At 72.6% G+C, this 23,752-nt stretch carries 24 protein-coding genes; 10 read left to right on the top strand and 14 right to left on the bottom strand.

Annotation, left to right across the window (positions count from 1 at the left end; all coding sequences use genetic code 11):
- Positions 1–78: 78 nt before the first annotated feature.
- From ACQB60_RS43415 to ACQB60_RS43405, 3 genes are all read right to left on the bottom strand, one after another.
- Positions 79–1,719: a carboxylesterase/lipase family protein gene (locus ACQB60_RS43415; RefSeq protein ID WP_496931615.1), complete on the bottom strand. Its 1,641-nt coding sequence runs from the start codon at positions 1,717–1,719 to the stop codon at positions 79–81.
- Positions 1,716–4,208, bottom strand: a complete 2,493-nt coding sequence (locus tag ACQB60_RS43410; RefSeq protein WP_496931614.1) for a beta-glucosidase family protein — start codon at positions 4,206–4,208, stop codon at positions 1,716–1,718. Before ACQB60_RS43410 ends, ACQB60_RS43415 begins: the two co-directional genes overlap by 4 nt.
- A 312-nt stretch (positions 4,209–4,520) precedes the next feature.
- A complete protein-coding gene (locus ACQB60_RS43405) occupies positions 4,521–4,958 on the bottom strand; it encodes a DUF4442 domain-containing protein (RefSeq protein ID WP_384846660.1) in 438 nt (145 codons plus the stop codon).
- Between the two features lie 168 nt (positions 4,959–5,126).
- On the opposite strand from ACQB60_RS43405, the gene ACQB60_RS43400 reads away from it, so the two are divergent.
- The 3 genes from ACQB60_RS43400 (at position 5,127) to ACQB60_RS43390 (ending at position 8,753) form a co-directional block, all read left to right on the top strand.
- Positions 5,127–6,146 (top strand): DUF8017 domain-containing protein, encoded by a 1,020-nt coding sequence (locus tag ACQB60_RS43400; protein ID WP_496931613.1) that lies wholly within the window; start codon positions 5,127–5,129, stop codon positions 6,144–6,146.
- Positions 6,147–6,251: 105 nt separating this feature from the next.
- Positions 6,252–7,316 (top strand): DUF8017 domain-containing protein, encoded by a 1,065-nt coding sequence (locus tag ACQB60_RS43395; protein ID WP_496931612.1) that lies wholly within the window; start codon positions 6,252–6,254, stop codon positions 7,314–7,316.
- A 111-nt stretch (positions 7,317–7,427) separates the two neighbouring features.
- Positions 7,428–8,753: an MFS transporter gene (locus ACQB60_RS43390; protein WP_496931611.1), complete on the top strand. Its 1,326-nt coding sequence runs from the start codon at positions 7,428–7,430 to the stop codon at positions 8,751–8,753.
- On the opposite strand, the gene ACQB60_RS43385 is transcribed toward ACQB60_RS43390, so the two are convergent.
- From ACQB60_RS43385 to ACQB60_RS43375, 3 genes are all read right to left on the bottom strand, one after another.
- Positions 8,715–9,560: a spermidine synthase gene (locus tag ACQB60_RS43385; protein WP_496931610.1), complete on the bottom strand. Its 846-nt coding sequence runs from the start codon at positions 9,558–9,560 to the stop codon at positions 8,715–8,717. The two genes, ACQB60_RS43390 and ACQB60_RS43385, sit on opposite strands and share 39 nt — an antisense overlap.
- A 100-nt stretch (positions 9,561–9,660) precedes the next feature.
- Entirely contained in the window at positions 9,661–10,830 is a 1,170-nt protein-coding gene (tuf, locus tag ACQB60_RS43380) for an elongation factor Tu (protein ID WP_496931609.1), read from the bottom strand.
- 333 nt (positions 10,831–11,163) lie between these two features.
- Positions 11,164–11,868 carry a DNA alkylation repair protein gene (locus tag ACQB60_RS43375; protein ID WP_496931608.1) on the bottom strand — a complete coding sequence of 235 codons (705 nt, stop codon included), beginning with the start codon at positions 11,866–11,868 and terminating at the stop codon, positions 11,164–11,166.
- Between the two features lie 49 nt (positions 11,869–11,917).
- Between ACQB60_RS43375 and ACQB60_RS43370 the strand changes: the two genes are divergently transcribed.
- Positions 11,918–12,625 (top strand): TVP38/TMEM64 family protein, encoded by a 708-nt coding sequence (locus ACQB60_RS43370; RefSeq protein WP_496931607.1) that lies wholly within the window; start codon positions 11,918–11,920, stop codon positions 12,623–12,625.
- Positions 12,626–12,691: 66 nt separating this feature from the next.
- On the opposite strand, the gene ACQB60_RS43365 is transcribed toward ACQB60_RS43370, so the two are convergent.
- Positions 12,692–13,861 (bottom strand): thiolase family protein, encoded by a 1,170-nt coding sequence (locus tag ACQB60_RS43365; protein WP_496931606.1) that lies wholly within the window; start codon positions 13,859–13,861, stop codon positions 12,692–12,694.
- 132 nt (positions 13,862–13,993) lie between these two features.
- Here ACQB60_RS43365 and ACQB60_RS43360 point away from each other — a divergent pair, with 132 nt between their 5' ends.
- Positions 13,994–14,458 (top strand): winged helix-turn-helix transcriptional regulator, encoded by a 465-nt coding sequence (locus tag ACQB60_RS43360; protein ID WP_496931605.1) that lies wholly within the window; start codon positions 13,994–13,996, stop codon positions 14,456–14,458.
- Between the two features lie 303 nt (positions 14,459–14,761).
- Positions 14,762–15,637, top strand: coding sequence for an undecaprenyl-diphosphate phosphatase (locus ACQB60_RS43355; RefSeq protein ID WP_496931604.1), 876 nt, complete (start codon positions 14,762–14,764; stop codon positions 15,635–15,637).
- 16 nt (positions 15,638–15,653) lie between these two features.
- On the opposite strand, the gene ACQB60_RS43350 is transcribed toward ACQB60_RS43355, so the two are convergent.
- From ACQB60_RS43350 to ACQB60_RS43330, 5 genes are all read right to left on the bottom strand, one after another.
- Positions 15,654–15,998 (bottom strand): hypothetical protein, encoded by a 345-nt coding sequence (locus tag ACQB60_RS43350; RefSeq protein WP_496931603.1) that lies wholly within the window; start codon positions 15,996–15,998, stop codon positions 15,654–15,656.
- A 51-nt stretch (positions 15,999–16,049) separates the two neighbouring features.
- Positions 16,050–16,460 (bottom strand): VOC family protein, encoded by a 411-nt coding sequence (locus ACQB60_RS43345; protein WP_496931637.1) that lies wholly within the window; start codon positions 16,458–16,460, stop codon positions 16,050–16,052.
- 113 nt (positions 16,461–16,573) lie between these two features.
- Positions 16,574–17,482 carry an LLM class flavin-dependent oxidoreductase gene (locus tag ACQB60_RS43340; RefSeq protein WP_496931602.1) on the bottom strand — a complete coding sequence of 303 codons (909 nt, stop codon included), beginning with the start codon at positions 17,480–17,482 and terminating at the stop codon, positions 16,574–16,576.
- A 79-nt stretch (positions 17,483–17,561) separates the two neighbouring features.
- Positions 17,562–17,972 carry a hypothetical protein gene (locus tag ACQB60_RS43335; protein WP_496931601.1) on the bottom strand — a complete coding sequence of 137 codons (411 nt, stop codon included), beginning with the start codon at positions 17,970–17,972 and terminating at the stop codon, positions 17,562–17,564.
- Between the two features lie 104 nt (positions 17,973–18,076).
- The gene (locus tag ACQB60_RS43330; RefSeq protein ID WP_496931636.1) at positions 18,077–18,505 is read right to left on the bottom strand and encodes a MarR family winged helix-turn-helix transcriptional regulator; all 429 of its coding nucleotides are present in this window, start codon (positions 18,503–18,505) and stop codon (positions 18,077–18,079) included.
- 359 nt (positions 18,506–18,864) lie between these two features.
- On the opposite strand from ACQB60_RS43330, the gene ACQB60_RS43325 reads away from it, so the two are divergent.
- Entirely contained in the window at positions 18,865–19,044 is a 180-nt protein-coding gene (locus tag ACQB60_RS43325) for a hypothetical protein (RefSeq protein WP_496931600.1), read from the top strand.
- A 34-nt stretch (positions 19,045–19,078) separates the two neighbouring features.
- Here the strand turns inward: ACQB60_RS43325 and ACQB60_RS43320 are convergent, their stop codons facing one another.
- Positions 19,079–19,795 carry an HAD-IA family hydrolase gene (locus tag ACQB60_RS43320; protein ID WP_496931599.1) on the bottom strand — a complete coding sequence of 239 codons (717 nt, stop codon included), beginning with the start codon at positions 19,793–19,795 and terminating at the stop codon, positions 19,079–19,081.
- Here ACQB60_RS43320 and ACQB60_RS43315 point away from each other — a divergent pair.
- The 3 genes from ACQB60_RS43315 (at position 19,784) to lnt (ending at position 22,713) form a co-directional block, all read left to right on the top strand.
- Complete coding sequence (locus tag ACQB60_RS43315) at positions 19,784–20,125, top strand: hypothetical protein (protein WP_496931598.1); 342 nt, start codon at positions 19,784–19,786, stop codon at positions 20,123–20,125. The genes ACQB60_RS43320 and ACQB60_RS43315 overlap by 12 nt on opposite strands.
- Positions 20,126–20,420: 295 nt before the next feature.
- Positions 20,421–20,897, top strand: coding sequence for a nuclear transport factor 2 family protein (locus tag ACQB60_RS43310; RefSeq protein WP_496931597.1), 477 nt, complete (start codon positions 20,421–20,423; stop codon positions 20,895–20,897).
- Positions 20,898–21,012: 115 nt separating this feature from the next.
- The gene (lnt, locus tag ACQB60_RS43305; RefSeq protein ID WP_496931596.1) at positions 21,013–22,713 is read left to right on the top strand and encodes an apolipoprotein N-acyltransferase; all 1,701 of its coding nucleotides are present in this window, start codon (positions 21,013–21,015) and stop codon (positions 22,711–22,713) included.
- Here the strand turns inward: lnt and ACQB60_RS43300 are convergent.
- Complete coding sequence (locus tag ACQB60_RS43300; protein WP_496931595.1) at positions 22,634–23,542, bottom strand: Gfo/Idh/MocA family protein; 909 nt, start codon at positions 23,540–23,542, stop codon at positions 22,634–22,636. The genes lnt and ACQB60_RS43300 overlap by 80 nt on opposite strands.
- Positions 23,543–23,752 lie beyond the last annotated feature (210 nt).

Genomic DNA, 23,752 nt, shown 5'->3' with positions numbered 1-23,752 from the left:
CGGTTCCTCCCGTTGTGATGTTCGTGCACCCGGCGTGCGCGCCCCCACCTGCTCGCGCACGCCGGGCAGCCTACCCGGTCACCCCGCCGGCACGGAGTCCCAGAGGTCGCACACATGAACACCGTGCAGCGCCGTCCCGACGGCGTTCCCGCCCGCCGACGCGGTGCGCAGGGACAGCACATGACCTGGCCGTTCACGCTGGTCGGGGACGGTGGGCTGGCCCTCGGCACGGGGCGGGCCGCCCTGGATGAAGGAACCCCAGTACCCGACCATCTGCCGTGACAGGGCGCGCTGTTCACGGTTGAGGGGAGTTTTCAGGCCGAAGTGTTTGAAGAGGTATTGGACCTCGTTCACATGCGTCGCCCCGAAGTCGAAGGTCTTGCCCGCCTCCCGGATCGAGGCGAACGGCGGCGAGGTGCGGTCCGCGAACTCATAGCCGTAGACGGGCCCGCGCCCCGCGAGCGCCCGGTCGAGCCGCAGCGCCGAGCACGCGAACATCCGGTCCCCGGCCGTCGCCGCGAAGGCGTGCGTGGGCGAGGCGAACGCCGACAGCGGATACCGCTTCAGGGCTGCGGCACCGAGCTCGGCCCCGTACTCCTGCGTGAGCGCCCCCGGGTACTGCGCGGCGGTCAGCGGCTTGCCCTGCCCCTCGAAGCGCGGGTACACGAAGAGCCTGCCCTCATCGGAGTTGGCGCCGTTCAGGACCGGGATCCCGGCCGCGCTCCCCGCCGCGTACGCCTTCATGGGCTGCTGCGGGAGGAAGTCCCCGCCGACGACCGGACCCCAGTCGAACCCGGCCTGCGCGGCGAGTACGTCCTTGGCCGGTTTTCTCCGCAAGCAGTTGAGCGCCGTGGCCGGGTCGGGGCAGCCCGCCTTCTTCGCGAACTCCGCGCCGGAGGCGACCGCCTTCCCGTGCGCCCGGCCCGCGCAGTCCCCGTACGCGCCGCTCTCCACGATGCCCGCCCGATACAGGCCCCGGGCGCCGGGCGAGGCGAGCTGGGTGCAGACGGACCGGCCGCCCGCCGACTCGCCCGCGATCGTCACGCGCCCCGCGTCCCCGCCGAACCGCCCGATGTTGGCGCGCACCCAGCGCAGGGCGGCCTGCTGGTCCTGCATCCCGAAGTTGCCGGAGATGCGGTCGGCCGCCTCCCGGTCGAGCCCCTCGGTGGCCAGGAAACCCATGGCGCCCAGGCGGTAGTTGACGGTCACGACGACGGTGCCGGTCCGCCGGGCGAAGGCGTCGGGCACGATGTCCTCGCCCGCGCCCGCGACGAGCCCGCCGCCGTGCAGCCACACCATCACGGGCCGCCGCTCGCCGCCCCTGGGGGCGTACACGTTCAGGTCGAGACAGTCCTCGGTATGGCTCGGGTTCTCATAGCCCGGGTCCCAACTGGCGGTCTGCACGCACCGGTTGCCGAACGCGTCGGCGTCCCGCACGCCCTTCCAGGGCTCGGCGGGGCGCGGCGGCCGCCAGCGCAGCTCCCCGACGGGCTGCTCGGCGTAGGGGATCCCGAGGAACTGCCGCCCCTCGCGGGTCACTTCACCGCGCACCCACCCGGCGTCGGTCCGCACCACCGCACCACCACCACGTGCGGGGACGGCCTGCGCCGCCTGCGCGGCCGTCGGCGCGAGCCCGGCCGTGGCCACGGCCGCCGCGCACACGGCGACCACGGCCCCGGCCCGCCGTATCCGTCCCACGGCCCCTCCCGTGCGGTTCATCCGGACGCTCCCTTCACGACGACATGTCCGTGCAGCCTGAACTCCGTTGCCGATACGCCCACTTCGACGTCCCTGCGCCCGGTGCCGAGCACCCACCCGTGCCGCTTCACGTCCCACGACGACAGCGTCCGCGCGTCGACCCGAACGGTGACCCGGCGCCGCTCCCCCGCCCGCAGCGCGACCCTCCGGTAACCGCCGAGCGCCCGCTTCGCCTGCTCCGCCCCCAGCTCCGGAGCGGCCCCCACATACACCTGCGCGACACTCACACCGTCCCTGCGCCCCGTGTTCCGCACGCTGAAACTCACCTCGACGTCCCCGCCCCGCCGCACCTGACGCACCCTCAAATCCGAGTAGGAGAAGGAGGTGTACGACAGTCCGTGCCCGAACGGGAACAGCGGCCGCACCCCTTCGGCGTCGTACCAGCGGTAGCCGACGTGGATGCCCTCCGAGTACTCCTCGACCCCGTCGGCCCCGGGGTAGCGCCGCGGGTCCCCGGCGACCGGGTGGTGCTCGTCGTCGACCGGGAACGACTGGGTCAGCCGGCCGCCGGGGTCGCAGTCCCCGAACAGGACGGCGGCGGTGGCGGCCGCGCCCTCCTGCCCGGGGTAGTACATCTGCAGCACGGCCGCGGTCCGCTCCAGCCACGGCATGGAGGTCGCGGACGAGGTGTTGAGGACCACGGTCGTACGGGGGTTGGCCGCGGTCACCGCCCGGATCAGCGCCTCCTGGTGGCCGGGGAGCGCGACGGTCGTGCGGTCCTGGCCCTCGGTGGCGTCCTCGTACGCGAACAGGACCACGCTGTGGGCGCCGCGCGCGGCCCGCACCGCGGCGGCCACGTCGGCCGCGCGGGTGGCGCCGGTGATCCGCCGCAGCCGGAAGGTCTGCCCCTGCGCGCCGCCCTTCGCGGTGATCCGCAGCCGGTGCCCGCCCTTCGCGAGCGGCTGCGCCTTGCGCCGCACGGTGAGCCCGTCGGGCGCGGCGGAGACCAGCCCTCCGGTGAAGAACTCCCCGTACCCGGGCAGCGGCGGAAAGAGCTCCGCCCCGTCGAGCTCCACCTTGGGCCGCTCGCCCGAGTAGTGGATGACGAAGGTCCACTCGTCGGCGTCGGCGACGCTCAGCGTCCCCTCGTACGACCAGTCCCTGCCCGCCTCGACGCGCTGCCCCTCGGAGTCGAACCCGGGCGTCAGGACGCCGCCGGGCAGGGCCTTCCCGAAGAGGTCCTCACCGAGGGCGTACGTGACGTCGGCGCCCTTCCCGGCCCGCGCCCGGATGGCGTCGAGGGGGCTCTCGGCCCGGTCGGGGACGACATGGGCGCTGCCGCCGCCGCTCACGAACGGCAGGGAGCCGGTGGGCCCGATGACGGCGATGCTGCGGGCGGCCCGCCCGTCGAGCGGCAGCACGCGCCGGGCGTTGTGCAGCAGGGTGGCCCCGGCCTTGGCGACTTCGAGGGCGACGGCGGCCCCGGCGGCGGGATCGCGCCCCGGCCGCTCCGGCACGCTCCCGTCAAGGAGCCCGAACCGCTCCATGACACCGAGCAATCGCCGCACGGACCGGTCGACGTGCGCCTGCGGCACGCTCCCGTCCAGGACGGCCTTCTTCAGCGCGGCCCCGAAGTAGCCGTCGTTCGGCATCTCCATGTCGAGCCCGGCGGCGATCGCGGCGACGGTGGAGTGGGCGGCGAACCAGTCGGTCATCACCCACCCGTCGAACCCCCAGCCCTCCCGCAGCACGCCGCTGAGCAGCTCACGGCTCTCACACGCGAAGGTCCCGTTGACCTTGTTGTAGGCCCCCATGACGGACCCCACACCGGCGTCCACGGCGGCCTGGAAGCCCCGTAGCTCCGTCTCCCGCATGGTCCGCTCGTCGGCCCGCACGTCGATCGACATGCGGTCCTTCTCCTGGTTGTTGAGGGCGAAGTGCTTGACCGTGGCGATCAGCCCCTCCCCCTGGATCCCCTTGATCTCCTCGGCGACGAGATCTCCGGCGAGCAGCGGGTCCTCACTGAAGGTCTCGAAGTTCCGCCCCGCGTAGGGCGTGCGGATCAGATTCACCATCGGCGAGAGCAGCACGTCCTGCCCCAGCGCCCGCCCCTCCCTGCCGATGACCCGCCCGTACTCGCGCGCGAGGCGCGGATCGAAGGCGGAGGCGAGCAGGACGGGGGCGGGCAGGGCGGTGGCGTGCGCGGTGACCCGCACGCCCGCGGGCCCGTCGGCGAGCCGCAGCTCGGGGATGCCGAGCCGGGGCACCCCGGCCACGTACCCGGCCTGGCCCAGGCCCTTCGGGTCGGTCCCGCCGTGCAGGAGGGAGATCTTCTCGTCGAGAGTGAGCTTCCCGATGAGGGCCTCGACCCGGGGCCCGGCACCGGGCCCCTGTCTGGTGCGGGCGGCTGCGTACGAGGGCGCCGAGACGCCCGCGATGGCCGCGGCGGCCACGGTGATCGCGCCACCGAGAAGGCGCAGGGCAGACCGCCGGGACACGGTGTCGGACATGAACCGTCACTCCTTCTGTGCGTGGATCGCCTTCGACCTTTGAACGCACTATGCGTCACAAGAAACTTGACGCACCGTTAGACACCACGGGGGCGGCGGGAAAACTATGCCCGGTAGTGACTCGTGTCAATGAGATGAGCGAGAACGGTGACGGAAGGAGGGTGGCGGAGGGGCCGAACGCATTGAAGAGTTGAAGGAGACGACGGGCACGCAGGGGGTGCGGGGGCGCGGCTTCGGGGATCGGGGCACCAACAGCTGCGCGGGGGCGGTCACTTGACCGGCCCCCGCGCGCTCGGGTGGAAAGGTGAGCCCTCAGTCGTTGGGACGCAGGGTCCAGATGACGGTCATCTCGCCCGTCACGGCGCCGTCCTCACGCTGGATCTCGACCGTGATCGGGAACTCCGGGCGCCGCCCCTCGTCCAGCTCGGCGATGACCTCGGCGGCCGGGCGGCCGAGCCTCGCGGTGGCGGTCAGCGGACCGCGGGCCAGCTTCTTGTACGTGGTCTCGGCCCGCACCGGCAGCGGCACCGCGCGGCCCAGCTCGGACCCGAAGGCGGCGATCACGACGGCGCCGGTGGCCGACTCCCCCAACGTGAACATGGCACCGGCGTGCGGCCCGCCGACGTGATTCTGGTACTCGGCCTGATCGGGCAGGGCGAGCACGGCCTTCTCCGGAGTGGTCTCGAGGTACTCGAGCTTCAGGGTCCGGACCATCGGCACGGTGGCGGCGAGCATCTCGCCGATCGACATCTGGTCAGCGCTCATGCCGAGATGTTACCCACGAGTAGGACGCCTTGGCCAGGGCCGGGCCGGAGCCCGGGACCTCAGCCCGGCAACGGAACCCCGGGCCCGGCCCCCGTACCGGAACCGCCCGGGCCCTTGCCCGACCGTGATCCCCGTGTCCTAGGGTTACGGCCCATGTGGCCCGGACAGCAGAACCCCGACGGGGAGCAGAACCCCTCCCAGCACCCGCAGAACGCGCAGAACCCGTATCTGCAGCCGGGGTACCAGCAGCAGGGTCAGGGCGCCCCGGACCCGCACGCCCCCTGGAACGCGCCGACCCAGCCCGCCGGTCCTGCGGTGCCCCCGGCCCACGGTGGCGGTGACACCGGCGGCGGCGATGGCGGTGGCGGCAAGAAGCCCGACCGGAGCCGGCTCATCGCCCTCGTCGCAGCCGGCGCCGTCGTCGTGGCCTGCGGCGTCACCGCGCTCTTCACGCTCGGCGGCGACAAGGACGACGAGGCGAAGCCCGATCCGACCAAGTCCCGCACCTCACCGAGCGCTTCGGCCTCCGACGACTCCGACTCCCGCGCGGACGGCGACAGCCTGAAGCCGACCGTCAAGGGCTGGAAGGTCGTCACCAACCCCACCCAGGGCATCGCCTTCGAAGTGCCCGCCGACTGGGAGCTGGAGACGCCCAGCTACGCCATCACCGGCGGCGAGGCGGGCGACGAGGACAGCATCCTCATCGGGATGCGCGCCCCCGCGTTCCTCCAGCGGCAGTGGTGCATGGACGACACGAACAAGGACGGCTCGACGGACAAGACGGCCCTCGCGCGCGCGGGCAGCAGGGGGCGCGGCAACAGCAAGGCCAAGACCGTCGACGAGATGGCCCGCCAGGACTCCCGCACCTGGACCTACGTCACGTACACCCAGCCCGACAAGAAGAGCATCACGACCACCCCCGCGGAGTCGTACACCACCAAGTCCGGCCTCAAGGGCAAGGTGGCCACGTCCACCTCCGAGGGCGTCCGCAAGACCAAGCACGGCAAGTGCGACTCGGACGGCAAGTCCACCGTGTTCGCCTTCACCAACCCCGAGGGCGACTTCGCCTCCTGGTCCTTCGTCGGGGCCAAGGGCGTCAAGGCCGAGGTCCCGGACGCCACCGTCAAGAAGATCCTCTCGACCGTGCGCCTCTACGACACCGAGGACAAGTAGGGCCTGTCGGTCCTGTCGGGTCACTGTCGGGCGGACCGGACCCCAGGGACAGCGCCAGGGGCCGACGATGACATCAGGCCACCCCGCCCTCTATGGTTACTCGCCATGTGGCCAGGACAGCAGCCGCCCGGGGGCGAGCAGAACCCGCAGGACCAGAATCCGTACCAGCAGCCGGGGTACCAGCAGCCGAACCCGTACCAGCAGCCCGGGTATCAGCAGCCGGGAGCCCAGCCGCAGTCCGGCGGCTTCTCCCAGCCCGAGCAGCCCGGCCAGTGGGGCCCGCCCACGCCGGGCCCGTTCCCGCAGGCGCCCCAGGCGCAGCCCCCGCAGCCGGGCGGCGGCAACGGAGGCAACGGGAACAAGACGAAGATCACCGCCATCGTCGCCGCGCTCGCCGTCGTGGCGGCCGCGGGCGTCACCGCCTTCCTGGTCCTCGGCGGCGACAAGGACGACGAGGCGGACGGCAAGACGCCCGCCAAGTCCCCCTCGAAGTCGGTCTCCAAGAAGCCGAGCCCGAGCCAGAGCAACAACGACGGCGGGCGCGGCACGGGGGGCGACCCGAAGCCCACCGTCGAGGGCTGGAAGGTCGTCGTGAACCCCAAGTGGGGCACGGCCTTCGACGTCCCGGCCGACTGGGAGGTGCAGACCGCTGACACCTTCATCGGCTTCGAGGACGAGAAGAAGGGTGACGGCAGCGCGCTCATCGGCATGTCCGCGCCCGCGATCCTCAAGCAGAACTGGTGCTCGTCCGACGACGACAAGGACGGCAACAAGTCCACCACTTCTCTGGCCGCTGCGGGCACCAAGGGCCAGAACGGCGCGAAGAACACCAAGGACGTCTCCCGCAACGACTCGGCGTGGTGGGTCTTCGGCGGCTACACGGACCAGAAGGACAAGTCCAAGAAGCTGATGAAGATCGGCAAGACGAAGAACTTCACCACCGACGCGGGCATCAAGGGCAGCGTGACGACGACCACCGTCACGGGCGTGCCCAAGAAGGGCAAGTGCGACTCGGACGGCAAGGCCACCACGTTCGCGTTCAAGAACGGCAGCGGTGACTACGTCGCCTGGACCTTCTACGGCGCCAAGGGCGTCAAGGACGAGGTGCCGGACGAGACGGTCACGAAGATCCTCAAGACGGTCCGGCTGAGCGGCGACGAGGAGTCCTGAGCCTTCGCCGTTCCGCGCACGCGCGGCCCAGCGCCGCGAAACGGTTCGCCACAGGGCGGCCCGGCGCCGCGAAACGGTTTGGCACGGGCCCGTCCCGCCGGGGATAGTCCCGTGGTGACCTCTGCCGCCGCCAAGACCTCGCGCCCTTCCTGGGCCGGGCGCAACTACTCCCTGCTCACCGCCGCCGCGATCATCACGAACCTGGGCAGCCAGGGCGCGCTGATCGCGGCGGCGTTCGCGGTTCTCGAGGCCGGGGGCAGCGGCGGCGACGTGGGGCTCGTAGCCGCCGCCCGCACGCTGCCGCTCCTGCTGTTCCTGCTGATCGGCGGCGCCGTCGCCGACCGCCTGCCGCGCCACCGCGTGATGGTGGCGGCCAACTCCCTCAACTTCCTCTCCCAGGGCGCCTTCGCGGCCCTGGTGATCACCGGTCGCGCCGAGCTGTGGCACATGCTGCTGCTCTCCGGGCTCGGCGGCGTGGGACAGGCGTTCTTCGGCCCGGCGGCCGAGGGCATGCTGATGTCGTCGGTCAGCGGCGAGCAGGCCGGCCGGGCCTTCGCGCTCTACCGGATGGCGATGCAGGGCGCGGGCCTCGGCGGGGCGGCGCTCGGCGGGGTCCTGGTCGCGGGGATCGGGCCGGGCTGGGTGCTTGCGGTGGACGCGGCGGCCTTCGCGCTCGCGGGCGCGCTGCGGGCCTTCCTCGACGTGAGCCACATACCGCCGCGGGCGCCGGGCGGCGGGCTGCTCGCCGATCTGCGCGAGGGCTGGCGGGAGTTCACCGGGCGGGCCTGGCTGTGGACGATCGTGGTGCAGTTCGCCGTCGTCAACGCGGTGGTGGGCGCCGCCGAGGCGGTGTTCGGCCCGCTGGTGGCCCGCGACCACCTCGGCGGCGCGGGGCCGTGGGGCTTCGCGCTCGGCGCGTTCGGCGCGGGCACCCTCCTCGGTGCGCTCCTGATGACGCGATGGAAGCCTCGACGCCTGCTCCTGGCGGGCATCCTCTGCGTCTTCCCCCTCGCGGCGCCCTCGGCGGCGCTCGCGGTGCCCGTGCCGGTGCCCGTCCTGGCCACCGTGATGTTCGTCTGCGGTGTGTCCCTCGAAGTGTTCGGCGTCTCGTGGATGACGGCGCTGCACCAGGAGATCCCCGAGGAGAAGCTGTCGCGGGTCGCGGCCTACGACTGGTTCGGCTCCGTCGCGATGGTGCCGCTGGCCACCGCCCTCGCGGGCCCGGCCGACGACGCCTTCGGCCGCACCGCCTCGCTGTGGGGCTGCTCGGCGCTCGTGTTCCTGATGACGGCGCTGGTGCTGTTCGTACCGGACGTGCGGAACCTGACCCGCCGTACGAAGGAGATCACCACAGCGGCCCCGACACCGCGACCGGCCCCCGGGCCGACCACCGCCGCATCACCCGACGCTGAAGGCTCCGTCGGGCGGCTCGGGTGAGTCCACGCCCTCCCCTTCGCGTACGGGCTGCGCGGCGCCGATGAAGCGCCGCAGCGCGTCCCCGTGCTCGACCCGCGCCGGGAACGCGTCGGCGGCGGCCCTGCGGGCGAGCGTCGCGACGGGCAGCGGCGTGTGCGCGGCCACGAGCACCACGTTCCCGAACCGCCGCCCGCGCAGCACCGAAGGCTCCGCGATCAGCGCGAGCTCGCCGAACACCGTGCCGAACGTGGCGAGTTGGGACGCCAGGAACGTGAACGGCGCCCCGTCCGCGAGGTTCGCCGCATAGCACCCGCCCTCGCGCAGGACCCGCCCCACCGCGTGCGCGTACCCGACCGTCGTCAGGTGCGCGGGCACACGCGACCCGCCGAAGACGTCCCCGATCACGAGGTCCGCGCTGGCGGCGGGCGCGGCGTCGAGCCACTCCCGCGCGTCCGCGCCGTGCACGGCGATCCCGGCGCCGTCCGCCACCGGCAGGTACTCGGCGATCAGCTCGATGAGCCCGCGGTCGGCCTCGACGACGTCCTGCCGGGAGCCGGGCCGGGCGGCGGCGAGGTAGCGGGGCAGGGCGAGCGCGCCCCCACCGAGGTGCACGACGTCCAAGGTCTCGCCGGGCTCGGCGGCGGCGTCCAGGACATGGGCGAGCCGCCGCGCGTACTCGAACTCCAGGTACGTCGGCTCGTCCAGGTCCACGTACGACTGCGGCGCGCCGTCGACCGTGAGCAGCCAGGCCCGGGCGCGGTCCACGTCGGGCATCAGCTTGGCGGTGCCGTGGTCCACGGTGCGGGTCACGGGTATCGGCTCGTCCACGGGGCCATTCTGCCGTGGACGAGCCGATCCCCGATGCGCACAGGTCGGCCGACCTGAGTCACGCGACTCCGATCACGCGACTTCGGTCACGCGACCCTGATCACTCGACCTCGGTCACCGTGCCCGCGCCGACCGTGCGCCCGCCCTCACGGATCGCGAAGCCGAGGCCCGGCTCCAGGGGCAGCTCGCGGCCCAGCTCGACCGTCATGGTGACGGTGTCGCCGGGGCGGGCGACCGCGCGCTCGCCGAGGTCGACGTCGCCGACCACGTCCGCGGTGCGGATGTAGAACTGCGGCCGGTAGCCGGTCGTGACGGGCGTCGAGCGGCCGCCCTCGCCCGCCGACAGGACGTACACCTGCGCGGTGAAGCGACGGCTCGGCGTGACGCTGCCGGGCGCCGCGACGACGTGCCCGCGGCGGACCGCGTCGCGGGGCACGCCGCGCAGCAGCAGCGCGACGTTGTCGCCGGCCTGCGCGGAGTCCATCGGCTTGCCGAAGGTCTCCAGGCCGGTGACGACCGTCTCCGTGTCCGCGCCGAGCACCTGCACGCGGTCGCCGACCTTGACGGTGCCGCGCTCGACGGCGCCGGTGACGACGGTGCCGCGCCCGGTGATGGTGAGGACGTTCTCGACGGGGAGCAGGAAGGGCGCGTCCAGGTAGCGCTCGGGTGTGGGCACATAGGTGTCCACGGCGTCGAGCAGCGCCTCGATCGCGGCCGTCCAACGGGGCTCCCCGGCAAGGGCCTTGAGGCCGGAGACCCGTACGACGGGGACGGAGTCGCCGCCGTAGCCGTGCGCGCTGAGCAGCTCGCGGACCTCCAGCTCGACGAGGTCGGTGAGCTCCTCGTCCCCGGCGTCGGCCTTGTTGAGGGCGACGACGATGTGGTCGACGCCGACCTGGCGGGCGAGCAGGACGTGCTCGGCGGTCTGCGGCATGATGCCGTCGACCGCGGAGACGACGAGGATCGCCCCGTCGAGTTGGGCGGCGCCGGTGACCATGTTCTTCACGTAGTCGGCGTGCCCTGGCATGTCGACGTGCGCGTAGTGGCGGGTGTCCGTCTCGTACTCGACGTGCGCGATGTTGATGGTGATGCCCCGCTGCGCCTCCTCGGGCGCCCGGTCGATCCGGTCGAAGGGCACGAACGCGCCGGTGCCGTGGTCGGCGAGGACCTTGGTGATGGCGGCGGTCAGGGTGGTCTTGCCGTGGTCGACGTGGCCCATGGTGCCGATGTTGAGATGGGGCTTGGTGCGGACGTAAGCCGTCTTGGACATGGCTGGTGCTGTTCCTTCCCGGAACAAAAAGTGATGGCCTCCATGTGTGAGGCGGGGACCCCGGAGATGTCGCCGACCCTCCCCCTGCGGGGTCCGCCGGAATGTCCGGAGAGGGTCAGCTTCGGGCGCCGTCGACTGCGGCGGCGAGGAAAACGGCAGCCTTCGCAGCGTCCGCGACTGCGGACGGAGCTGTGGGGAAGGCGTGCCGGAACATGAGGCAGATCTTCGCCGACGGACGCCGCCGCGTCGAATGAATTTCCCCCGTTCTCCCTGGGGCGTACGGGAGTTCAGAGCTCGGAGACACGGGAGGTCGGGGCTCGGAGCTACGGGAGGTCAGGCGCCGATGTTCTTGAGGGCCTCGCGCACGGAGAGGGGCGAGAGCCTGCTCCGCTCCTTGTCGACGAAGTCCCGTACCGCGTCGGGATCCGTCTTGGCGTACTCGCGCAGGCACCAGCCGACGGCCTTGCGGATGAAGAAGTCCGGGTGGCCCGACTGCCGTACGCAGTAGCCGAAGAGCCGCCCGGTGTCCGTGGCGTCCTTGTACCGGAGCTGGTGGAGCAGCGCGGTGCGCGCCACCCACAGGTCGTCGTCCCCGATCCAGGCGTCCATGTCGGCACGCAGCGCCGGGTCGGCCGCGACGAGTCCGCCCACGACGTGCGCGGCGAGCAGGTCGACGGTGTCCCACCAGGGCACGGTCGTCACCAGGTGGCGGGCGACGGGCAGGAAGCCCGAGGAGCAGCGCTTCACGTGGCGGCGCAGATAGTCGACGGCGAAGTAGTGGTACTCGCGCTCCGGCAGCCGCCAGCAGCGCAGCGCGAGCGCCGTGCAGTCGGCCTCCTCGGGGCGCGGCGTCCCGGCGAGGACCGCGCGGCTCAGCTCGCGGCGGGCCGGCGAGGTCAGCCCGAGGAACGGCGCGACGTCCTTCATGTACGCGCGCATCTGCGCGGCCCGCTCCGGATCGGCGGCCCCGCCGTAGATCGTGGTGAGCCGGGGGAGCACGGCGTCGGCGAGAGGGCTGGGCGGCACTGTGACGCTCATGAGACGCACCATACGGCGAACACACACATGGGTCGGTTAGTCTCCCCGGATGCTCGACACCGCAGCAGCCACTCGTCCGCAGGGTCTCGCCGTGCGCTGCACCAGGGTGCTCCTCTCGCCCTGGTCCCGGCTGTCGCTGCTGGTGGCCCTGCTGGCCGCGGCGGCGACGTGCGTGCTGCTCTTCGAGCCGCAGCGGATACTTTCGGACGGCCTGCCCGCCGAGCTGAGCGGCGCCGCGGCGGTCGCGGTCTTCGCGGTCGCGTACGGCCTGTGCACGGCGGCCTTCGTGCCCCGGCCGCTCCTGAACCTGGCGGCGGGCGCGCTCTTCGGCTCGCAGGCGGGGCTCACCGCGGCGATCGCGGGCACGGTGATCGGCGGCGGGATCGCCTTCGGGCTCGGCCGGATCCTCGGGCAGGACGCGCTGCGGCCGCTGCTGCGGGGCCGCTGGCTGAAGGCCGCCGACGGCCAGCTGAGCCGGCACGGCTTCCGCACGATGATGGCGCTGCGGCTCTTTCCCGGGGTGCCGTTCTGGGCGGCGAACTACTGCGCGTCGGTGTCCCGCATGGGCTGGGCCCCGTTCCTGATCGCGACGGGCCTCGGCTCGATCCCGAACACGGCGGCGTACGTGGTCGCGGGCGCCCGCGCGTCGACGCCGACCTCGCCCGCGTTCCTCATCGCGATGGGCTTCATCGCGGTGACGGGGCTCGCGGGGGCGGTGGTCGCGTGGTGCAAGCGCCACCGCCTGCGCGGCAACTGAGCGCCGGGGCAGCGGAACCCCCAGCACCAGAGCGCTGGGGTGCTGAGGCGCTACAGCCCCACAGCCCTACAGCGCTTCCAGGACCGTGGCGTTGGCCAGTCCTCCCGCCTCGCACATCGTCTGCAGCCCGTACCGCGCCCCGCGCGCCCGCATCGCGTGCACGAGGGTCGTCATCAGCCGGGTGCCGCTCGCGCCGAGGGGATGCCCGAGCGCGATCGCGCCGCCGTGCACATTGACCTTCTCCGGATCGGCGCCGGTCTCCTGCAGCCAGGCGAGCACGACGCTGGCGAAGGCTTCGTTGACCTCGAAGAGATCGATGTCGTCGAGGGACAGTGAGGCGTTGCGCAGCACCTTCTCCGTCGCGGGCAGGACGCCGGTGAGCATGAGCAGCGGGTCGGAGCCGGTGACGGCGAAGCTGTGCAGCCGGGCGAGCGGGCGCAGGCCGAGGCGGGCGGCGTGCTCGCTGGTGGTGATGAGGACGGCGGAGGCGCCGTCGTTGACGGGGCTGGTGTTGCCCGCCGTCACGGACCAGTCGATCTGCGGGAAGCGCGCGGCGAAGTCCGCGTCGTAGTAGGCGGGCCTGAGACCGGCGAGGATCTCGGGGGTGGTGGCGGGGCGCACGGACTCGTCCCTGGTCACCCCGTCGACGGGCGCGGTCTCGGCGTCGAACAGGCCGTGTTCCCAGGCGCGGGCGGCGCGCTGGTGCGAGGTGGTGGCGAAGGTGTCCATCCGCTCGCGGGTGAGGGACCACTTGGCGGCGATGAGCTCGGCGCTGATGCCCTGCGGAACCAGTCCCTCCGGGTAGCGCCCGGCGACACCGGGACCGAACGGATCGGCCCCCGCGGGCACGTTGGACCACATCGGTACGCGGCTCATGGACTCCACGCCGCAGGCCACGGCCACGTCGTAGGCGCCCGACAGGACGCCCTGCGCGGCGAAGTGCACGGCCTGCTGAGAGGAGCCGCACTGGCGGTCGACGGTCGTCGCGGGCACGGACTCCGGCAGGCCCGCGGACAGGACGGCGTAGCGGGTGGTGTTCATGGCCTGCTCGGCGACCTGGTCGACACAGCCGCCGATGACGTCGTCGATCGCGGCGGGGTCGATCCCGGTGCGCTCGACGAGGGTGCGCAGCGTGTGGGCGAGCAGCTCGACGGGGTGGAGGTGGGCGAGGGCGCCGTGCGGCTTTCCCTTGCCCACGGGGGTGCGTACGGCTTCGACGATGACGGCGTCACGCATGGTGCGGGCCTCCCTCGGCGCCAAGGGGCATGGCCCGCTTGGCGATTACCAGTGAGTAGGAAATCTGGACTCACTGTAGCGAGGTGAGTTGGAAAATCAAACCCACCGACTGGCCGCCCCTAGACTGACCTCATGGCCAAGACCCCGCGCCCCTGCTCGATCGCCGACGCCCTCGCCCTGGTCGGCGAGAAGTACTCGCTGCTCGTCCTGCGCGAGGTCTGCCTCGGCAACGGCCGCTTCGACCAGCTGGTCCGCAACATCGGTGCCCCGCGCGACGTCCTGGCGACGCGCCTGCGGCGGCTCGTGGACGCGGGTGTCCTCAAGAAGACCCTCTACAGCGAGCACCCCCAGCGCTTCGAGTACCGCCCCACGCGCGCGGGCCTCGAACTCGAGCCGGTCCTCATGACGTTGATGGCCTGGGGCGACCGCCACCTGCGCGGTGACGAGGACCGCCCGATGGTCATCGAGCACACCTGCGGCCACGAGCTGGTCCCGGTGGTGACGTGCCGGTCCTGCGGCGAGGCGGTCCGGCACGAGGACCTGACGGCCCACCCGCAGGCGCCGGGCTGGACGACGACGGGGCCCACGGCGGCGTAACGGCGCAGCGACGTAACGGCTCAACCGCACAACCGCTCAACGCCACAACCGCACAACCGCTCAACGGCACAACGGCTCAACGACTCAACGGCTCAACCGCACAAGCGAGGCAGCCGACGGAGTGGGCCGCCCGCGGGCCCCGAGCCGCCCGCGGCAACAGCCCTCCGGCACCCCCGTAACCCTGTGCCGCTACGCTGCCCCCGACAGGACGGCGATACCGCCTACCCCGTCCTGTCCTGCCCTTCCCTTCTCGTTCCTTCTCCCTCCGCAGCCCCTGCACAGCACTTGGACGGCGCCTCTTTCATGTCTTGGCTTGAATCCTTCATCCTCGGGCTCGTCCAGGGGCTCACCGAGTTCCTCCCCATCTCGTCCAGCGCGCACCTGCGCCTGACCGCGGCCTTCGCGGGCTGGCACGACCCGGGCGCCGCGTTCACCGCGATCACCCAGATCGGCACCGAGGCCGCCGTCCTCATCTACTTCCGCAAGGACATCGCCCGGATCATCTCGGCATGGTTCGGCTCCCTCTTCGGGAAGGTGCCGCGCTCCGACCACGACGCGCAGATGGGCTGGCTCGTCATCGTCGGCTCGATCCCGATCGGCGTGCTCGGCGTGACGTTCAAGGACCAGATCGAGGGCCCGTTCCGTGACCTGCGCCTGATCGCGACGACGCTCATCGTCATGGGCATCGTCCTCGGCATCGCCGACCGGCTGGCCGCCCGCGACGAGACCGGGGGCAAGCACCGCGCCGTCAAGCAGCGCAAGTCCCTCAAGGAACTCGGCGTCAGGGACGGCCTGATCTATGGCGTCTGCCAGGCGATGGCCCTGGTCCCCGGCGTCTCCCGGTCCGGCGCCACGATCAGCGGCGGCCTCCTCATGGGCTACACCCGCGAGGCCGCCGCCCGCTACTCGTTCCTGCTCGCCGTCCCCGCGGTCCTGGCCTCCGGCGTCTTCGAGCTCAAGGACGCAGGCGAGGGGGGCCATGTGTCGTGGGGCCCGACGATCTTCGCCACGATCATCGCTTTTGTGGTGGGTTACGCCGTCATCGCCTGGTTCATGAAGTTCATCTCGTCGAAGTCCTTCATGCCCTTCGTGTACTACCGGGTGCTGCTCGGCATCGTCCTGTTCGTCCTGGTGGGGACGGGGGCGCTCAGCCCGCACGCGGGAGAGTCGGCGGGCTGAGCGCCCCTCCTCTGCCTCAGAGGTCGATCCTGATGCCCGCCTGGTGGTGATGGCCGCGGGCGGGCGTGAGGTTGTAGCCGTCGGGCACGCAGAGGCCACCGCAGTCGGCGCCGCCGTGCTGCGGGTCGCAGCTGTCTCGCGGGTCGTCGACGCAGTGGTAGCCCTGCGGGCAGGGGCGGCCGGCGAAGCCCCCGCAGGTGCAGTTCGAGGCGGGGGGAGTCGGGTCGGACTGGGCTCTGGCCACGGCGGCCGTGCCGACCGTGGCGTGCGCCGCGGGCGCCGCGTGGGCGATGCCCGCGAGTCCGAGGGCGGGGATGAGCGCGAGGGCGCCGGTGGCGCAGGCGCGAAGGGTTCGGTTCATGCCTCCACGCTCGGGCGCGACGGCCGAGGGCGGCGCGGTGGCCGCGGCCGATCAGGTGATGAGGTCCTGCTCCCCCGCCGGGCGCTCCTGGACGATCCACTGGTTGCCGTCCGGGTCCGAGAAGAACGTCATCGTGCTCCACGGCCCGGCGCCGGGACCCGGCACCTGGACGCCGTTCTCGTAGTGGACGACGTCGGCGAGGGGAGCACCGCGCCCGGTCAGCTCCGCGTGGATGGCGACGACGTCCGGCACGACCACGGTGACGGTCAGGCCGCGCTCCGACGCGCCGCCGCCGGCGACCAGTTGGATCGAGCAGCCGGACCCGGGCGGGGTCAGCTGGCAGACGCGCATGCCCCCGGGGACCACCCGGTCGAGGTCCACGGCGAACCCGAGCTGCTTGCTGTAGAAGTCCTTCGCGCGGTCCACGTCGGAGACGGGTACCTGGATCACCTCGATCTTCATGTCCACGCTGACCGTCCTTTCGGGGGGCGGGTGGCATCGGCGCCAGGGCCTGGCGACCGTATCGCGCACTCCCCCACGCGCGCGGTCCTTCGGGCACCCACGCGCGCGGGACTTCAGGCGCCGGTCTCCTTCGCCACCGCCTCCCGCACCGCGGGCGCGATCTCCGTGGCCCACCGGCCGAGCGCCGCGGCGTCCTGCGTCCCGTGGTCGGCCGCGAACAGCGTGAAGCCCGCCGCGTCGTGGTCGAGGACCGCACCGGTCAGTTCCTCGACCCACTGGTCGACGGAGCCACCGAGCCAGCGGCCGTCGCCGTCGCGCGGGGCGGGCAGGGGCCGTTCGGTGATGCGTCCGGGGAGGTTGAAGACCGTGCGGATCTCGCGCGGGTCGCGGCCCACGGCAGCCGCCGCCTCGTCGATGACCGGCCGCGACGTCCGGTAGCGCTCGCTGCGCCAGTCCGCCGCGTGGCCCGGGATCCAGCCGTCCGCCACCCGGCCCGTCGCGGCCAGGGACTTCCGGCCGACCGAGCCGGTCCAGACCGGGGGCGCGGGCACCGGCGAGGGTTCGATCTGGTGCACCTGGTAGTGGCGGCCCTCGTGGGTGACGGGCGCGCCGCCGCCCGACAGCTTCCTGATGAGGACGATCGCCTCCTCGAACGCCTCCACTGCCTCCCCAGGCGTGAGCCGCTCCACCCCCAGGTCGGCGATCCGGTCCCACAGCCCGCCCGCACCCATGCCGAGCACGACCCGCCCGCCGGACAGCGCCGCCAGCGACGTCACCGCACGGGCAAGCAACGGGGCAGGTCTGGAGGGCAGGTTGGTGACGTTGGCGAAGCCCGCGATGCGCTCGGTGCGGCCGAGGAGGAACCCGATCGAGGCGTAGGCGTCGAGGCGGTCGCCGAGGTAGGGGTGGTCGGAGAGCGAGAAGTGGTCGAGCCCGTCGCGGTCGGCCTGCTGCACCGAGCGCAGCAACTCCGCCCCGCCGTCGATGCCGCTGTGCGCGCCGAAGCCGAAGAGTACGGACATGGTTCTGCCTTTCCAGAGCTGTTGGTGGTGCTTTCGTCGTCCGGGGGGGTGGGGCGGTCAGGAGTATGCGAGGGGGCGGTCAGGCGTACATGGGCCCGAACTGCTCCGCGAAGCGGCCGGTGAACGACGTCGCCGTGGGGCGCTCGCCCTTCAGCCGGGCGGAGACGTTCTGCGCGACGACCGCGGCGTGCTGCATCGCGCAACCGGCCATCTTCGCCTCGGCGACATCGGTGGTGTCGCCCACCGCGTGGACGTTCTTGTGCCCTGCCACGGTGAGGAGTTCGGTCACCGGCACCCGGCCTTCAGGCGTACGGGACGTCAGCCTGCCGTCCGCGAGGCCGTCGAGGGCCGCGACGGCGGAGTCGGACGCGGGCTTGACCGGGTAGGCGTAGCCGCCGGAGCCGGTGGCCAGGACCCCGTAGTCCGCCGCGACCCGCTCGCCGGAGGCCAGGGTGACGCCGCCACCGACGACCGCGACCGTACGACTCATGATGAACACGCTCCACACAGAAAGAGAGTTGCAGTTCGTGCCACGAACTTTATTAGTTCGTGGCACGAACTACAACCCTCTTCTGTGAAAGTCGAACCTGCGGCTCACCGCTCCCCGAAGACCACCGGCACCTCGTTGTCCAGCACGACGCGGCCCAGCAGATCCGCCAGCGTCTCCAGCTCCGCGGCGCTGAGCCCACCCGGCAGCCGCTCGATCCTGCGGCACGTCTCGTCGTAGAACTCCCGCGCCAGCTCGGCACCTTGAGGGGTCAGCGCGACCCGCACCGCACGCGTGTCCCGTGGGTCGGGCTCCCGCCTGACCAGGCCGTTGCGCTCGGTGCGGTCGACCAGCCCGGTGAGGCTGGACTTGGCGAGGCACAGCACCGCCCCCAACTCACCCATGCCGTAAGCCTGCCCCATCAGCACGCAGAGCAACTGCCCCTGCTGCGGCGTCACTCCGTACTCCCGGCCCGACTCCGCGTACACCGAGTTCACCAGGAACGAGGACCGCACCAGGGCGGCCACGATGCCCATCTGGCCGCTCTGGCCGTCTTCTCGCTTTTCCACGCGGCCAGGGTAACACCGGAAAACGCCATAATTCGCGCGACGAACTATCCGGCACCGTCCGGCGGGCCGCCGGCTCGGGGGAAGACCGACGGCCCCACGCACCGCCCGGGTGCTCAGACCGGACGGTCTCTGACAAGTCAACCGCCGTCCCCGGCGCGCGTGCAGGGTGTGTTCGACCCGCGCGGCGGCGCCTCGTTCACACCCCGAGTGAAGCACGCCACGGAACGAGCAGATCCCGCCAACTACCGCTCCCGGACGATCACTTGACGCAGGTGATCAGTTGCTCACAGTTCCGATTGTCGGAGCCATCCCCTAGGCTTGTCCCTATGCCACCGAACCCCCAGCCCCGTGGTTCCGTGCGGACTGCCGCCGAGTTGAACGAGCGGATCCGCGGCTTGTGGCTGCGCGCCGACGGACACCTCTCGGCCGAGCAGCGCCGGGAGTACGAACAGTTGGTGACCCAGTGGGCCGCGGCGGTCCGCGGCGAGGTCGTCGAGGCGGCCTGACCGGCCGCTCCCCCGGGCCACGGCGCCCGGACCGTCAGCTCCGGCCGCTCCGCGCCCGCCTCCCTCGCTCCCGTACGAAAGCGTCGATGCGCGCCAGCGTGTCCCGCGTGCCCGTGTGCACATGGCCCGCCATCCCCAGCGCCGCCGCCGCGTCGGCATTGGCCGCCACGTCGTCGATGAACAGGCTCAACTCCGGCTCCGCGCCCGCCCGTTCGAGAGCGAGCTCATAGATCCGCCGGTCCGGCTTGGCGCACCCCACCTCGCAGGAGAGAACCAGGTGGTCCGCGAGGTCGAGGAGCCCTCCGGCCGCCATGCGCTCCCGCAGCCCCGGCCAGGTGTTGCTCACGACGACCACGGGGACTCTCGGCGCCGGAGCCACCGCGCCCGCCCCACCTGCCGCCCCACGCAGCTCCCGCAGCTCCCGCAGCCGCGCCACCAGCTCCGGGTCCCAGGTCTCCCTGGCCGCGAGGTCGTCCCGGATCTCCGCGATCAGCCCGGCACCGACGCCGAGCCGCTCCTGGATCACCCGCCACCACGCGTCCGCACTGACCCGCCCGACGAGGACCCCGTCGTCGTTGCCCTCGAACATCGCACGCAGAAAGGCCCGTTGGGAGAGGCCGAGCCGGGCGCCCCAGTGGTCCGCGGCGCCCGGCAGGTACTCCCGTACCAGCACCCCGCCCACGTCGATGAGCAGCGCGCCCTTCCGGGGCGGTGCGGCGGCGCTGGATAGGCTCGGCTCGTGCACGCTCATGGACAGTACCTTCGGTATCAGCGGGACGCGGAGCTGCTCGCCGCGCTCGGGACCCGGCTCCGGGCAGAGGTCGACCGGACGGTCACCGTACGCCTGCCGCGCGACCTGGCGGAGGCGGCGGCCGCGGCGTGGGCACGCGACGAGAGGGAGCCGAGCGACTCGGCCGAGTCCGTCGCCGAACATCAACTCCGCGACCAGGCAGCCGAGTTGGCCCTCATCGGTCTCGCCGTGACGGAGCGCGGCGTCCACGACGGCGACGGGGCGGTCGTCGTGGACCTGGACCTCACCTCGGTCGCGGCGGCACTGCGCGCGGCCACCGAGGACCGCTAGGTCTCACGCGCCCCTGCCTCAGGGCTGCTTCCTTCCCCTTCTTTCCCTGCCGCCGCCGCTGCCGCTGCCGCAGGGCTACTTCTTCCCCTGCCGCGCCTTCTTCGCGATCCTCCGCTTCTGGCGCGGCGTCAACTCCTTCCGGTTTCCCTGCCGTTCGTAGACCGCGATGCGTTCCTCGTTCTTCATGGTCGCGTCCCCTCCCGTTCGCGGCTGGCGTCGTCATCCCGCGGAATGCCCGCACACCGGAGGGTTCACACCCCTTGGCTCTCCACTCACCGTGCCCAACACTGATCCGATGACGCAGCGCGTGGAACTCGCAGCCGTGATGGACCGGTTGGCCATCGACGCCCTCATCACCGAATACGCGGTCACCGTCGACGACGGCGACTGGGACGGATACCGGCATCTGTTCGCGTCGGACGGCCGGGCCGACTACCGGTCGGCGGGCGGCATCGAGGGCAGCGCCCAGGACGTGGCCGACTGGCTGGCCGAGACCATGGCGCTCTTCCCGATGCGCCAGCACCTCATCAGCAACCGGAAGCTGAGGTTCGAGCACCTGGAACAGGACACCGGCGACAGCGCCCACGTGCAGGCCGACTACTTCAACCCGATGCGCATGGCCGCGCGTCCCGGCGGCGCGGAGCCCGACGGGACGGCGCCCGACTTCGAGTGCGGCGGACGCTACGGGTTCGCCGTGGTGCGCACGCGCGGTGGCTGGCGGATGCGCCGCGTGACCGTCACCGAGAAGTGGCGCCGCACCCGGTCGGCCTAGGATCGAGCGCCGTACGCGGCCGTCGTGCAGCCGATCCGGAACGTCCACTGTCCTAGATCGTCTCGGGCGCGCACACTGGGAGGACCCCGGCGTCGGGGGCCGAAGGAGGCGCTGCATGGGCTTGGCCGGATCGCTGCTCGTCTCGCCGTGGTGGCGTGGCGCGGCCGCCGTCGTCGCGGGCGCGCTGCCCGCGCTCGCCTTTCCCGCGCCGTCGCTGTGGTGGCTCGCGTACGTGGCCCTCGTGCCGTGGATCCTGCTCGCGCGCTCCGCGGGCTCGGGGCGCCGGGCGGCCTGTGACGGCTGGCTCGGCGGCCTCGGGTACATGCTGGCCGTCCACCACTGGCTGCTGCCGAGCCTGCACGTCTTCACCGTGGTCATCGCCGCGCTGCTCGGCGCGCTGTGGGCGCCCTGGGGCCGGCTGGTGCGCCGCTTCCTCGGCGGGGTGCCGTCGCGGGGGCGGACCGCAGCGGCCCTGGCCGTGGTGCCCTCGGCCTGGCTCATGGTCGAACTCGTCCGCTCCTGGCAGGGCTTGGGCGGTCCCTGGGGGCTGTTCGGCTCCAGCCAGTGGCAGGTGACGCCCGCGCTGCGGCTCGCCTCGGTGGGCGGGGTGTGGCTGGTGAGCGCCCTCCTCGTCGCCGTGAACACGGCTGTCGCGGTGCTCGTGGTGGTGACGCTCGCTCACCGGCGCGCCCGTGCGGGAACGGGGAGCACCCGTACCGGAAGGGGCGCGCGGGTCTCCCGTACCGGCGAGGGCTCCGACGTTCCCCTCGCCACTGGCCTCTCCCCTGCCGTCTCCCCGGCCGTCGCCGTCCCCGCCGTCGCCGGGCTCGTCGCCGTCGCCGCCGTGGCCGGCGCCGCCTGGGCGTGGGCGCCGCGCCCGGACGCGGCGGGCCGGGTGCGGGTCGCCGTCGTGCAGCCGGGAGTTGTCGGCGAGGCGGACGGCGGCGCCGAGAAGCGGTTCGCGCGCGAGGAGGCGCTGACCCGCTCGCTCGCGGGCCAGGACCCGGACCTCGTCGTGTGGGGCGAGTCCAGCGTCGGCTTCGACCTCACCGACCGCCCGGACCTCGCCCGCCGCGTCGCCGCGCTCTCCCGCGATGTCGGCGCCGACATCCTGGTGAACGTGGACGCGCGCCGCTCCGACCGGCCCGGCATCTTCAAGAGCACCGTCCTGGTCGGCCCACAGGGCCCCACCGGCGACCGCTACGACAAGATGCGGCTCGTCCCCTTCGGCGAGTACATCCCGGCGCGCTCCCTGCTCGGCTGGGCGACGTCCGTGGGCAAGGCGGCGGGCGAGGACCGCAGGCGCGGCGACCGCCAGGTGGTCATGGACGTCGGACACGGCGTGCGCGTGGGGCCGCTGGTCTGCTTCGAGTCGGCGTTCCCCGACATGAGCCGCCGGCTCACCCGCGACGGGGCGGGGCTGCTGCTCGCTCAGTCCGCGACGTCGTCGTTCCAGCACAGCTGGGCGCCCCAGCAGCACGCCTCCCTCGGGGCGCTGCGGGCCGCCGAGACGGGGCGCCCGATGGTGCACGCCACGCTGACCGGGGTCTCGTCCGTGTACGGGCCGGACGGCGCGCGGGTCGGGCGGCCGCTCGGCACGGAGGAGAGCACGGCGCGCGTCTACGACGTCCCGATGGCCACCGGCACCACCGCGTACGTCCGGTTCGGGGACTGGCCGGTGTACGGCGCGGTCCTCGTCCTCGTCGCGCTCGGCGTCACCGAGGGGCTGCGCTCGCTCAGGCGGCGGCCTGCTCCAGGGCCGCACGCACCACCCGCTCGCACAGCTCATGAGTCGCCAGTGCGTCACGGGCGCTGAGCACCGTCCCCGCGCGGACCGCGTCGAGGAACGCGAGCACCACCTGCTCGATGCCGCGCTGCCGCGCCACCGGCACCCAGTCGCCGCGCCGCCGCACGCTGGGCTGGCCCTTGTGGTCGATGACCTCGGCGAGGTTGAGGACCTGCCGCTTGCTGTCCTGCCCGGAGATCTCCAGGACCTCCTCGGTGGAGCCGCTGAGCCGGTTCATCATGCCGACCGCGACGAACCCGGCCCCGGCGAGCTGCAGGACCACGTGGTGCATCAGGCCGTCCTCGACGCGGGCCCGCACCGACACGTGGTCGATGGCCGCGGGCGCCAGGAAGCGCAGCGTGTCCACGACGTGGATGAAGTCGTCGAGGACCAGAGTGCGCGGGTCCTCGGGCAGGCCGACGCGGTTCTTCTGCATGAGGATCATGTCCCGCGGGTGCTCGGCACACTGCTGGTAGCCGGGCGCGTGGCGGCGGTTGAAGCCGACGGCGAGGCTGGTGCCGGTGGACTCGGCGAGGCGCACGAGCCGCTCGGAGTCGGCCAGTTCATAGGCGAGCGGCTTGTCCACGTACGTGGCGACGCCCGCCTCCAGGAGACGGCCGACGATCTCGGGGTGGACGGTCGTCGGCGCGTGCACGAACGCGGCGTCGAGGTCCTGGGCGAGGAGCGCGTCCAGGTCGGTGTGGAGCCGCTCGTCGGGGATGTGGTGCGTGGCGCCGACCCGGGCGAGAGTCTCGGGGGTGCGGGTCTGGAGGTGCAGCTCGGTCCCCGGCTGCGTGGTGAGCACCGGCAGATACGCCTTCTGCGCGATGTCTCCGAGTCCGATGCAGCCGATCTTCACCGCTGTCTCCTTGCTGTCGTGCGTGGTGCCGTGCGTGGTGCCGTGCGTCGCGTCATGCGTTGCGCCGTGCGCAGCTTACGGGGCGGGCGAGCGACCACCCACCCTGATGCCCGGCCGGTACGTGGGCCATGATGCCCGCCATGACGACGCCGCCCGAGCCCGGCGCAGCCACCCCCGAACGCAGCGAGCCCCCGCTGGACGCCGACGAGC

The sequence above is a fragment of the Streptomyces odontotermitis genome (assembly GCF_050510915.1).
Classification (GTDB): Bacteria; Actinomycetota; Actinomycetes; order Streptomycetales; family Streptomycetaceae; genus Streptomyces.
Note: the sequence above shows the minus strand (reverse complement) of the source record. Positions and strands in the feature narration are given on the sequence as shown.